This window comes from Rhizobium nepotum 39/7 (assembly GCF_000949865.1).
Lineage (GTDB): Bacteria > Pseudomonadota > Alphaproteobacteria > Rhizobiales > Rhizobiaceae > Agrobacterium > Agrobacterium nepotum.
In genome coordinates this window covers 114718-127593 of record NZ_JWJH01000013.1, presented here as the reverse complement: position 1 = coordinate 127593, position 12876 = coordinate 114718, and the positions used below count along the sequence as shown (strand labels likewise).

9 protein-coding genes are annotated in these 12876 nt (G+C 59.6%); 6 read left to right on the top strand and 3 right to left on the bottom strand.

Going from position 1 to position 12876, the window contains the following annotated elements:
• The first annotated feature begins 32 nt into the window (after positions 1-32).
• The 3 genes from RS75_RS15375 to RS75_RS15365 are packed head-to-tail and all read left to right on the top strand — an operon-like array spanning position 33 to position 2607.
• Positions 33-1190: an LLM class flavin-dependent oxidoreductase gene (locus RS75_RS15375; RefSeq protein ID WP_045021905.1), complete on the top strand. Its 1158-nt coding sequence runs from the start codon at positions 33-35 to the stop codon at positions 1188-1190.
• Entirely contained in the window at positions 1190-2083 is an 894-nt protein-coding gene (locus RS75_RS15370; protein WP_045021904.1) for an aldo/keto reductase, read from the top strand. The genes RS75_RS15375 and RS75_RS15370 overlap by 1 nt, the downstream gene beginning before the upstream one ends.
• A complete protein-coding gene (locus RS75_RS15365) occupies positions 2083-2607 on the top strand; it encodes a flavin reductase family protein (RefSeq protein WP_045021903.1) in 525 nt (174 codons plus the stop codon). The genes RS75_RS15370 and RS75_RS15365 overlap by 1 nt, the downstream gene beginning before the upstream one ends.
• 71 nt (positions 2608-2678) lie before the next feature.
• Here the strand turns inward: RS75_RS15365 and RS75_RS15360 are convergent, their stop codons facing one another.
• From RS75_RS15360 to RS75_RS15350, 3 genes are all read right to left on the bottom strand, one after another.
• A complete protein-coding gene (locus RS75_RS15360) occupies positions 2679-5819 on the bottom strand; it encodes an efflux RND transporter permease subunit (RefSeq protein ID WP_045021902.1) in 3141 nt (1046 codons plus the stop codon).
• Positions 5816-7111, bottom strand: coding sequence for an efflux RND transporter periplasmic adaptor subunit (locus tag RS75_RS15355; RefSeq protein ID WP_045021901.1), 1296 nt, complete (start codon positions 7109-7111; stop codon positions 5816-5818). The genes RS75_RS15360 and RS75_RS15355 overlap by 4 nt, the downstream gene beginning before the upstream one ends.
• A 301-nt stretch (positions 7112-7412) precedes the next feature.
• Positions 7413-8609, bottom strand: a complete 1197-nt coding sequence (locus RS75_RS15350) for a polysaccharide biosynthesis/export family protein (RefSeq protein ID WP_045021924.1) — start codon at positions 8607-8609, stop codon at positions 7413-7415.
• A gap of 695 nt (positions 8610-9304) precedes the next feature.
• Between RS75_RS15350 and RS75_RS15345 the strand changes: the two genes are divergently transcribed.
• From RS75_RS15345 to RS75_RS15335, 3 genes are all read left to right on the top strand, one after another.
• The gene (locus RS75_RS15345) at positions 9305-10831 is read left to right on the top strand and encodes an ABC transporter substrate-binding protein (RefSeq protein ID WP_045021900.1); all 1527 of its coding nucleotides are present in this window, start codon (positions 9305-9307) and stop codon (positions 10829-10831) included.
• Between the two features lie 227 nt (positions 10832-11058).
• Positions 11059-12000 (top strand): ABC transporter permease, encoded by a 942-nt coding sequence (locus tag RS75_RS15340; RefSeq protein ID WP_045021899.1) that lies wholly within the window; start codon positions 11059-11061, stop codon positions 11998-12000.
• Positions 12000-12875: an ABC transporter permease gene (locus RS75_RS15335; protein ID WP_045021898.1), complete on the top strand. Its 876-nt coding sequence runs from the start codon at positions 12000-12002 to the stop codon at positions 12873-12875. The genes RS75_RS15340 and RS75_RS15335 overlap by 1 nt, the downstream gene beginning before the upstream one ends.
• Position 12876: the final 1 nt, after the last annotated feature.

Genomic DNA, 12876 nt, shown 5'->3' with positions numbered 1-12876 from the left:
GAAAAACGAGAGCGGCCTTGAGGAGGAATTGCATGACCGTCGTACCCGTTACATCTGCTGATCTCGATGCTGCCGAGGTCTCCTGGTTTTCCGCCCTGTGTTCCGATGACTACGCCTATCTGGGCGTGCCGGATGGCAGCCTGCGCTCCAGCTTCGAACATTGCTCCGATATCGTCAAAAAGGCCGAGGATCTCGGTTTCCGCAACATTCTCTGCCCCTCGTCCTATCAGGTCGGGCAGGACACGCTGAGCTTCGTGGCGGGTTGCGCTCCGATCAGCGACCGTATCAATTTCCTCGCGGCGATCCGTTGCGGCGAAATGCAGCCGATCATGCTGGCGCGCACGGTGGCGACGCTCGATCACATGCTGAAGGGCCGCCTGACGCTCAACGTCATCAGCTCCGATTTTCCCGGAGAGGTGGCCGACAGCGCATTTCGCTACAGGCGCAGCCACGAGGTCGTGCAGATTCTCCGCCAAGCCTGGACGCGCGACACTATCGATCACGATGGTGAAATCTACCAGTTCAAGGGTGTCTCTACCGAGCCGGCGCGGCCTTACCAGCAGAATGGTGGTCCGCTGCTCTATTTCGGCGGTTATTCTCCCGATGCGCTGGAGCTGTGCGGCGCGCAATGCGACGTCTATCTGATGTGGCCGGAGACGAAAGACCAGCTTGCCGACCGCATGCGCGCCGCCCATGAGCGAGCCGCAGCCCATGGCCGTACGCTGGATTACGGCCTGCGGGTCCATATGGTCGTGCGCGATACCGAGCAGGAAGCGCGGGAATATGCCGAGCATCTTGTCTCGAAGCTCGATGACGAATATGGGCAACTGATCCGCAACCGCGCGCATGACAGCGGCTCATTGGGTGTGTCGCATCAGGCGCGTGCCCGTGAACTCGCTGACAAATTCGGTTATGTCGAACCCAATCTGTGGACCGGTATTGGCCGGGCGCGGTCCGGCTGCGGCGCGGCGCTTGTCGGCTCCACCGACAAGGTCCTTTCGGCGCTGGAAGAATACCAGAAGATGGGTATTCGCGCCTTCATCCTTTCCGGTTATCCGCATCTCGACGAGGCTGAACACTTCGGCACCAAGGTCCTGCCGCAGATGAAAACCTGCTCCCTGCCGCACGCCTATGGCCGGGTGCCTTCTGAAACACCTGCCACGCCGCTCGGCAACGGGGAACGCCACTGATGGAACGTATCGCTCTTTCTGAAACACTGGAACTCAGCCGCGTCGTTTACGGCATGTGGCGCATCGGCGACGATGCCGACACTTCGCCCGCCCATGTGCAGGCCAAGATCGAAGCATGCCTGGCGCAGGGCATCACCACGATGGACCAGGCCGATATCTACGGCGGATACACGGCTGAAGCCATTCTGGGTTCGGGGCTGAAGACTGCGCCTTCGCTCCGCGGCAAAATTGAAATCGTGACGAAGTGCGGCATCGTTGCACCTGCCGGGCGTCATTCCTCCGCCCGCGTCAAGCATTACGACACGACGGCTGACCACATCAATAAATCGGTCGAAGCGTCGCTTCGCGACATGGGTACAGATTACGTCGACCTGCTGTTGATCCACCGTCCCGATCCACTGATAGATGCCGAGGAAACGGGCAGGGCGCTGGATGCGCTGGTGACATCCGGCAAGGTCCGGGCCGTGGGTGTTTCGAACTTCCGCCCATGGGATTTTTCTCTGCTGCAATCTGCCATGACCAGCAGGCTGGCGACGAACCAGATCGAAATGAGCCTTCTTGCAACGGATAGCTTCACCAACGGCGATCTTGCCTTCCTTCAGGAAAAGCATGTGTCGCCCATGGCATGGTCACCGCTTGGCGGCGGTTCGCTGTTTTCCGGCGCCCATGGCGCTACAACGGCAGCACTGGAACGCATCGGCAGGGAGCAGGGCGTCGACGCCACCGCCGTTGCCATTGCCTGGCTATTGCGGCACCCGGCAAAGATCCTGCCGGTGCTCGGCACCAACAATCTGCAACGCATCAAGACCGCAGCGGACGCGATGCGCGTAACGATAGACCGCCAGACATGGTTTGAACTTTACACACTTGCAATCGGAAGTGAGGTCCCCTGATGTCAGTCGCCGAAGCAGTCAAAACGCCGAATGAACATGTATTCGTTCCCGGCGGCGAAAACAGCCGCAGCTTTCGTAACGCGCTTGGCGCTTTCACCACCGGCGTAACGGTGGTGACGGCCGCCACGCCAAATGGCCCGATCGGCATGACGGTCAACAGCTTCGCGTCCGTGTCGCTCGATCCGCCGCTCGTGCTGTGGTCACCCGCCAAGAGTTCGTCTCGATACCCGGCCTTCAGCGACGCAACCCATTTCGCCATCCATGTGCTGAGCGCCGATCAGGATGTGCTGAGCGCCCGCTTCACCCGCAACGGTCGCGCCTTTGACGATCTCGACTGGGAAATCAACGACGAGGGCGTTCCCGTCATTCCCGGCACGCTGGCACGGTTCGAATGCCGCCAGGCAGCGGCGCATGACGCTGGCGATCACACGATCATTATCGGTGAAGTGCTGCGGGCCGCCCATCGAGATGGCGACCCCTTGTGTTTTTCGGGCGGTGCCTTCGGCCGGTTTTCGAAGCAATGAGCCATGCCCTGCCGCTTTCAGCTACCGCTCGCTGACACCAGCGCGTGTACAGCGACCCCGTTTCAGCCGCGCTAGGCAGCGACGGAATCGGGTTCGCTGGCGCCTTCCGTTTTTTGCGGTTCGGCGTGTTGTTCGGCTGATTTCTTGCGTGAAAACAGCCCGGCGAGGAACTTGCCGAAACGATCCATTTCCACGAAGATCACCGGGGTGATGAACAGCGTCAGCAATTGCGAGACGATGAGCCCGCCGACGACTGCGACGCCGAGCGGCTGGCGCAATTCCGAGCTGGCGCCGGAGCCGAGCGCGATGGGCAGGGCGCCCAGCAGCGCGCAGAAGGTCGTCATCATGATCGGCCGGAAACGGCGCACACAGGCCTCGTGAATGGCCCGGGCGGGCGGTTCGTTCTGTTCGCGGATCAGCTCCACCGCCACGTCGATCATCATGATCGCGTTTTTCTTGACGATGCCGATCAGCATCAGAAGGCCGATGAGCGCGATGATCGAGAAGTCCATGCCCATCACCTTCAACGCCACCAGTGCGCCGAAAGCCGCCGCCGGCAGGCCGGAAAGAATGGTCAGCGGGTGGACGAAGCTTTCATAAAGCACGCCAAGAACCACATAGATGGTCAGCACCGCCGCCAGAATGAGAATGCCGGTATTGCCCTGGCTCTGCTGGAAGATCGCCGCCGTGCCGCCATAGCTGGTGAACACGTCCTGCGGCAGCCCTATGGCGCTCTTGATCTGGTCGATGCGGCTGGTCGCATCCGAAAGCGCCACGCCGTCCGGCAGGTTGAAGGAGACCGTGGTGGAAACGAGCTGACCCGTCTGGTTGATGGTGACCGGCGCCTGCGTACGGGTGAGGGAGGCGAAGTTGGAAAGCGGAACCAGAACACCCGATTTTGCCGAGAGAATATTGATGTCGCTCAGGAAATTGTCATTCCATTGCTTGGAGCTGTCGAACTCCACGATCACGTCGTAACTGTCGCCGGTCGACTGGATTTGCGCCGCCGTATAACCGCCGAACGACATCTCCAGCGTCTTACGCAGTTGATCGTTGGTGATGCCGAAAGCGGCGGCCTTTTCCGGATCGACCGAGATCGTCGCGGCGATCGCACCGTTCTGGGCGTCGGAGGTGACGGAGGTGAATGTGTGGTCGCGGCGCATCGCCTCCATCAGCTTGTTCGACCATTCATTGGTGGTGTCGGCATTCAGGCCCTGAACGACGAGCTGGTACTGGCTGGCGGAGCTGCGCCCACCGAAACGCAGGCTCTGCTGCGGATTGATATAGGTGCGGATGCCGGCCACTTTCGATGTAGCCTGCCCCAGTTCCGCCAGCACCTGGCTGAGCGGCGCGCGCTCCTCCTTGGGTTTCAGTTCGACGAACATCGAGCCATTATTCAGCGGATTGCGGGAATTGCCGCCGACGGTGGAAGTGACATGCACCACGGCCGGGTTCTTGCGGATCTGATCGGCCACCTGCGCCTGAAGATCACGCATTGCGGTATAGGAAATGTCTTCGCGCGCCTGCGTTGACACGGAAAGACGACCGATATCTTCCTGCGGGAAGAAGCTGGAGGGCAGGGTCTCGAACAGATAGAGCGAGGCTGCAATCGAGGCCAGAAACGAGACGAGAACCACGCGACGATGGGAAAGACACCAGCCGACGGCCTTGCCATAGAGGTGAAGCGTGCGCTCAAAGCCGGCGTCGAACCAGCGGATGATGGCCGGCGGTCTGGAGGAATGGCCGGAGAGGCGCGAGGCGAGCATCGGCGTAACGGTCAGCGAAACCAGCGCCGACGCCATGATCGCCAGCGTAACGACCATGCCGAATTCGTTGAAGAGCCTGCCGACCACTCCGCCCATCAACAGAATGGGAATGAACACCGCGACCAGCGAGACGGACATGGACAGAATGGTGCCGCTGACTTCCGCCGCACCCTGAAGGGCCGCCTCGCGCATCGTCAGGCCTTTTTCGTGCAGTCGCAGGATGTTTTCCAGCATGACGATCGCATCGTCCACCACAAGCCCGACCGACAATGTCAGCCCTAGCAGCGAGATGTTATCGATACTGTAGCCCAGAACATACATGGCGCCGAAGGCGGTGATGAGTGAAAGCGGCACGGCAAGGCCCGGAATGATGGTCGCCGTCAGATGCCCGGTGAAGAGATAAATGACCGCAACCACCAGCCCGATCGTAAGGAGCAGCGTGAACTGCACGTCGGATATCGCGTCCTTGATCGCGGTCGAGGCATCGTTCATGACGTGGATATTGACCGAGGGCGGCAATTGCTGGTGAAGCGCCGGCAGCTTGGCCTTGATGGCATCCACCACGTCCACCGTGTTGGCGTCCGGCTGGCGCTGCACGGCAAGGACGATCGCCTGTTCGCCGTCAAACCAGCTGCCGGCATTGGGGTTGTCGATGCTGTCGGTGACGTTGGCGATATCGCCGAGATGGATGGGAGCGCCGTTGCTCGTCGCCACGACCAGCGAGCGGAAGGCCGTCGCATCGGTGCGCTGGGTATCGGCCTCGATCGTCAGGCGCTGATTGTCGTTCTGCATCGCGCCCACCGGCACCTGATTGTTCGCCTGCGCGATGGCGGTCGTGACGGTATCGACGCCGAGCCCTCTTGCCTGGAGCTGTGACGGATCGAGACCGATACGCACGGCGTAGGTCTGCGCGCCGTAGATGCTCACCTGCGCGACGCCGGAAATGGTCGACAGAAGCGGCGAGATGATATTCTCGGCGATTTCGTCCACCTTGCTGGTCGGCATTTCCTTGCTGTTGATAGCAAGCAACAGCACCGGCGCATCGGCCGGGTTGGTTTTTCGGTAGCTCGGCGTCGTCGTCATGTTGCTCGGCAATTGCCGCTGCGCGCGCGAGATCGCGGCCTGAACATCGGCCGCTGCCGCGTCGATGTTACGGTTGAGATCGAATTGCAGCACGATGGAGCTGTTGCCCAGCGTGTTGGTGGCGCTGATTTCGCTGACGCCCGGAATGGTCTCGAACTGCTTCACCAGCGGTGTGGTGACTGATGTGGCCATGGTTTGCGGTGACGCACCGGACAATGCCGATGAGACGTTGATCGTCGGGAAATCGACTTTCGGCAGGGCGGCGACCGGCAGCAGGCTGAAACCGGCAAACCCGGCGAGCACAAGCCCGATGGCGAGAAGGGTGGTGGCTACGGGCCGGTTGATGCAGAAATTCGGGATCATGGGCTACCAACCTGTTCCTGCTGCGGAATATTGGCGGCCAGATTGCCGGCCGCGCCGCCCTTATCGGAGAACTGCTCGATCACTTGCTGACCGTCGGCAAGTTCCGACTGGCCTTCGACGATCACATGCTCGCCGCCGGACAGGCCGCTTGAAATGGCGGTGAGATCGCCGTTCGAGCGGGCGACTTCCACTGTCGTCATATGGACGCGGTGGTTGTCATCGACCGAATAGACGAAATTGCCCTTCGGTCCCGGCCGCACTGCGACCGTCGGTACGACGACCATCTCCTTGTCGGAGACGAAATGGGCCGTGACGTTGACGGACTGGCCGGGCCACAAAAGGCCGCGATCGTTCTTGAATTCCGCTTTCGCCAGCACGGTGCCGGACGTCTGGTCCACGGTGTTGTCGTAAAACCGCAGCACGCCGCTCATGGGTTCGCCGCCCGTCGCCGCCGTATCGACATCCACCGCCGTGTCCTTCTGGACGCCTTCGCGCAATTGCGGCAGGTAACGCTGCGACAGGCGGAAACTGACCGAGATGGGATCGTATTTCGTGATCGTTACGATGTTGACGCCAGCGCTGAGATAAGCGCCTGGGCTGACGGTGATATCGCCGAGCCGCCCGTCGAAAGGCGCGCGGATCTCCATATGTTCGAGCGTCACCTGGTCGGAAGCGAGTGCTGCCTTGTCGGCATCGATCTTCGCGGCGGCGCTGTCCCGTGCTGCCCTTGCCTGATCCAGCACCTGCTGGGACTCTGCGCTCTGCTTGACGAGATTGGCGGCACGCTGGAGGGCGGCCTCCGTTTGTTCCAGCGTCGCCTGATCGGCGGCGATATTGGCCTTGTCCTTGTCGACGGCTGCGCGGGCGATGCGGTCATCCATCTTGAGGATCAGATCGCCCGCCTTGATATGCTGACCGTCCTTCGCCGAGATTTCCGTGACGAGACCGACCTGAAGCGGCGCAATATTGGTGATGTCGGCGGCAACCGCCCATCCCGTCGCCGTAGCGTCCAGCGGCAACGTTGCCTTGCCGACCGCGACGGTGCTGACGGTAGGCGGTCCGCCATTGCGCCGCCCGCTGCCTTGTCTTTGTCCTGTTCGCTGGGCGGATTGACCGTTTTGCGACGGTTGTTCCTTTTTGCCGGCGGATCCATCTGCCGTTTCCGCCTGTGGCGAAACGCTGGCGAACTGTTTGAGATAGGGAATTTGATCCAGCGGCAGGCGATCTTTAAAATGCCACGCGCCGGCGGCTGCGATGGCAAGAACGCTGAGGGCGGTCCAGAAACGTTTCATCTGACGGTTCCGCAAAATGAGAGCAATACATGTTTCCCGAACATGTGCGGTAAGCCTTGGGAGCAGCTTTTCCCCACAAGACACCCAATGCGCTGCGAAATCACCTTAATCTTTTGTAATGGCGACGACAATGTTCGCCTCCATGCTGCATTGCGAAACAGGGACCTGGCGGTCTTCGGCAAGTGCTTGTCGCCGGGGGCTTGGCGGGCGGTGATCGAGGTTGCACACGCCTGTTCCCGGCCAAAAGAAAAGCCGCCTCGTTTCCGGGGCGGCTTTGGTGTGAGCGGCGAGATGCCGAGGGTCAGAAGGCCCGGATGGCGTTGCGTGTCGCAAGCACATCGTCGGAGACGTTGCCCGCCGTTGCGGGAACGGAGCCGACGAGATCCAGGAACTTGTAGAGCTCGGTGGCCTGCGAGTTGGTGACGTAGATGATATCGCGATCCTGCATCGGGAATTTCGTGGTGGCGAAGAAGGTCGACGGATCGCGCAGGTTGGCGCGGAAAATGACGGGAACTTCCTGCCCCGGGAATTTGGACGTGTCGATGCCGAGCTTCACGAGAAGATCGCGTTTGACGGTACGATAGATGTAGACCTGAGCGGGGTCCGCGCGGGAATCGAGCAATCCGCCTGCCTTGCCGAGCGCATCCGAGAGCTTGAGAGCGGCGTCCTCGAACTCGAAACGACCGTTGAGACCGGAGGCGCCGAAGGCGAGGTAGGTGCGACGCTCACGCTCCACCATGACCGTGTCGCCCGGAACCACGTAGATATTCTCGGAGGGCGTGCTGACAAGGTGATTGTAGTTGATGCGCGCGGTCTTTCCGCGACGGATCAGCGTGACATAGGATTCGATATTCGGAGCACTGAGGCCCTTAGCATAGGAGATGACGTCGAGAACGCGATCGCCGGCTTCCGAAAGCTGGACCTTTGTCGGCTCCTTGACGTCGCCAAGCACGGATGCCTGTGCGGAGCGGCTGGAAATCTTGGTAATGAGGACCTGCGGTTCGATGGCGCGGTTGGCCAGGCGCTCCTCGATTTCGCTCTGCACGTCCTCGACATTGCGGCCGGTCGCGCGGATCTTGCCGGCATAGGGAACGCTGATATTGCCTTCCCGGTCCACCGTCTGGTTCGGCAGGCTGATGAAGTTGCCGGGGCGGCTGCCCGCGTCGTTTGGAATGAACAGGCCACCGGCCTGGCTTTCGAAAATGGCGACCTGCACCACATCGCCGACACCCATCGGCAGCGCCGGAACGCCACCCTTGCCGCCGCCGAAACTGCCGAGCAGCGTGGATGCGGTGGTATCGTCGACAAAGTTCAGGACGGAACTGTTTATGTCGATGAGGGCGTAGTCGACACCTGCGGATTTATGCTTGTCCTTGGAACCGAATTTCACCGAAGCGTTGGATTCGATTGATGCTGCATCGGGACCGGAGGCCGCAGTAACCGTGCAACCTGCCAGTGCTGCGGAGGCAAGCAGAATCGAAACATTCAATAAACGCATTTGGTCCTCAAAATAAATATCGTCCGAAAAAAGAAACAATCGGACATCGTATAAGTTTATAAAAATAAGAACTTCATAAATGACGCCGGTAAATGAAACATCAACCGGAATTACATCCGTTCAGCAGAATCGCGTCCCGAAATATTTATACCTGCATCAGGCCTATACCTGCATCAGGCCTATACCTAATTTCAGGCAATGCTTCAAGTTCACTCATTGCTTTATGACGCCGGAAAATCCGTATCAAGCGCAATATTCACGTTCCCGGACGGTGTCAGTATTATTGCTCATCAATATTCAATCAGGTCTCATAATCTCTTTGATTGCTGCATTGCGCTAGTGCAGTTTTGTCACGCTTGCGCGGTTTCTTCCATATTTTAGCCGAAATAACGCTAATCGATTGTTCTGAAATATTATTTTGTCTGCGGTGACAAGCTGCCAGAGCGTAGCGCGCCTGACAGGAATACATCATTTTTACTTGCTTTCCATCAAGCCTGCTCCGCCAGAGCGAAATTCACGATATCGGCGCGTTTCCGCAGATGGGCGCGATCCATCGATTCATCTCCCCGATGCCGGAAGCCGTCATCGCATCGCATTGTCATTGACAAGGCGTCTTATCGAGGTATTCTCTTATAAAGTTTCATATAACATAATAATGGAACAATGCAATTGAAACTATGAGCTGGGAGCTTAAAATGAGACGGAGACTTGCATTTCTCGCCACCGCTGCTTTGCTGCTTGCGCCGGGTGTGATGATGGCTCAGGAAAAAGGTGGCGTCATCAATGTCGCCACGATCGGCGAACCGCCGACGCTCGATCCGATGGCCTCCACCGCCGATCTCGTCGGCATCGTCACGCAGCATATTTTCGAAACGCTCTACACCTTCGACAAGGGTTGGAAGGTAACGCCGCTTCTGGCGGAAAGCCTGCCCGAGATCAGTGCGGACGGCAAAACCTATGCGATCAAGCTGCGGCAGGGCATCAAGTTTCATGACGGCAGCGACATGACCTCGGAAGATGTCGTCGCCTCGCTCGGCCGCTGGATGAAAATCGCCTCGCGTGGCAAGCAGGCCGCCGGTTTCATCGACAATATCTCCGCGCCGGATGCCGCAACGGTGACGATCACCCTCAAGCAACCCTATGCGCCGCTGACCTCGCTGCTCGCTTTCAACAATTCTGCAGCCATCATTTTGCCCGCTGAAAAGCAGGCGGAGCCGATGGCCGAATTTGTCGGCACCGGCCCCTATATGCTGAAGGAACGCAAGGCGGACCAATATATCCAACTCGCTCGCTTCGACGGCTACAAGTCCCGCGGTGGAGAAAGCGACGGCTATGGCGGTGCGCGGCATCAATATCTCGATGAAATCCGTTTCGTTCCGGTTCCTGATCCGAATACCCGCGTGGAGGCCGCTATTTCCGGCCAGTATGATTATGTCGATTCCATCCCGGTCGAATCCTTCGACAAGGTGAAGTCTTCCTCGGCCTCGCAGCCGATGATGCTGAAGCCCTTCGGTTATCCTGTCTTCGTGTTCAACACCAAGGAAGGGTTGTCATCCAAGCTCGAAGTTCGCAAGGCGATCACTGAAGCGCTCAATATGGAAGACATGCTGGCGGCCGCTTTCGGCAGCACGGATTTCTACGCGCTCGATGGCGCCTATTATCCCGACAATTTCTCCTGGCATACGGAAGAGGGCGTCGAGGGCAATTATAATATCGGCAATCCGGAAGCCGCTGCCGAAAAGCTGAAGGCGGCCGGTTACAATGGCGAGCCATTGCGCATCCTCACCAGCCGCCAATACGAGTTCCATTACAAGATGGCGCAGGTTGCTGCGGAATATCTGAAACTTGCCGGTTTCAAGGTGGACATGCAGGTGGTCGATTGGGCGACGCTGACGCAGCGCCGTGCCGACCCGAAGCTCTGGGATATCTACATCAGCCATAGCCCCTTCCTGCCGGAGCCGGCATTGATCGGCGCACTCTCCGCCAGTTCACCCGGCTGGTGGGATACGCCGGCGCGCAAGGCGGCGGTTGACGCCTTTACCTCCGAGGCAGATCCGGACAAGCGCATCGCGCTCTGGGCTAATGTGCAGAAGACGATCTATGCCGAGCTGCCGCTCATCAAGATCGGTGACTTCAACGCCGTGGCAGCCAAGTCCAACAAGCTTGATGGCGTCGATCCGGCTCCCTGGCCCTATTTCTGGAACGCCTCGGTCACGAAGTAAGACCGGCTTCGCACGCCGTCACCCCGGACTGGGTCCGGGGTCCCTTGCGATCAAGTCTTTGATCGCAAGGGACCCTTTCACCACGCAGACGCGCGGTGGCTGGATGCCGGATCATCCTCGGGCCTGACCCGGGGACCGGCATGACGGAAGTGAGCGGTCGGCTTTTAAACAACTCTGTTCAACCGTCGCCTGATAGCGGCCCATCACGCGCTTCGGAGCATACATACGTGATACGGTATATTTTCCAGAGACTTGCGGGAATGATCGTGGTGATGTTCCTCGTCGTCACCATCGTCTTCGTCATCCTGCGCGTCACACCCGGGGACCCTGCCGCTGTAATGCTGGGGCCGGATGCCTCGGCGCAGGACATTGCGGAGCTGCGCACCCGGCTCGGGCTCGATCAGTCGCTCGGCGTACAATATGTCTATTATATCGGCCAATTGCTGCGCGGTGATCTCGGCCAGTCGATCTTTCTCAACATGCCGGTTGGCGCAGCACTTCTGGATCGGGCGGAACCGACCTTCTTCCTGACGATCTTTTCGCTGCTGATCGCCAGTGCCATCGCGCTTCCCATCGGTATCTATGCCGCTTACCGGCGCGGCTCCTTCGTGGATCAGGCCGCGACCACCATTGCGATGCTGGCGGCGAGCATTCCGAGCTTCTGGCTCGGCCTCATCCTCATGCAGTTCTTCGCCGTCCGGCTCGATATGTTCCCGGTGTCGGGATATGGCGGTCCGGGCGCAAGCTTCCTCGAGCGCATGTATCACCTGACCTTGCCGGCAATCGCGCTTGGCCTCGTCTCTTCAGCCCTCATTCTGCGCTTCACCCGTGCCTCGATGCTGGATGTTCTCGGCGACGACTATGTCCGCACCGCCAGAGCCAAAGGCGTCAAGGAGCGGCGGGTGGTAATGAAACATGCGCTAAAGAACGCGCTCATCCCCATCCTTACCGTGCTTGGTCTCACCGCCGCCGTGCTGATCTCCGGTGCCGTTGTCACGGAAACCGTTTTCGGCCTGCCGGGCGTCGGCAATCTCGTCGTGTCGGCCGTGCTCAGGCGCGATTATCCCGTCATTCAGGGCGCGCTTCTCGTCATCGCCGGGCTTTACGTGCTCATCAATTTTGCCATCGACATGCTTTATCTGCTGGTCGATCCGAGGGTTCGTTACTGATGGCCGATATCACCTCCACCGCCCAGCCGGCGCGCAACCCGACGATCCTGTTTATTCGGCGTCTGCTGAAGCGCAAGACGGTTGCCGCCGGCCTCATCGTGCTGCTCGTCTTCGTGCTGCTCGCCGTTTTTGCACCGATGATCGCGCCCTATTCGCCGTCGAAACTGTCGATCGTGAACCGTCTGAAACCGCCGAGCGAACTCTACTGGTTCGGTACTGATGAGTTCGGTCGCGACGTGTTTTCCCGCACCATTTACGCCGGAAGACTTTCACTTCTTGTTGGCGCGGCCGTTGTTGTTCTGTCGTCCGTCATCGGCATCACGCTCGGGCTGCTCGCCGGCTTTTTCCAGAAGCTGGATACGCCTATCGCCCGGCTGATCGATGCCATGATGGCGTTTCCGGATATTCTGCTGGCCATCGCGCTGGTTGCCGCACTCGGGCCGTCACTGACGACGGTGATTATCGCGCTTTCAGTGGTTTATTCGCCGCGTCTCGCCCGCATCGTGCGCGCCTCGACGCTGGTCATCCGCGAATTGCCCTATGTGGAGGCGGCAAAAGCGCTCGGCATCTCCACCTTCCACATCATGACCCGGCATGTGCTGCGCAACCTGATCTCGCCGATCCTCGTGCAATGCACCTTCCTCTTTGCCAGCGCCATGCTGGCCGAGGCCGGTCTTTCGTTTCTGGGGCTTGGTGTCAGCCCCGAAATTCCAACCTGGGGAACAATGATCTCCGCCGGCCGCCAATATATCGGCCAGGCGGACTGGATGACCTACTTCCCCGGCTTTGCCATTATTCTTTCCGTGCTGTCGCTGCAAATGGTCGGCGACGGGCTGCGGGACATGCTCGACCCAAGACTGCGAAGGGATTTGTAAG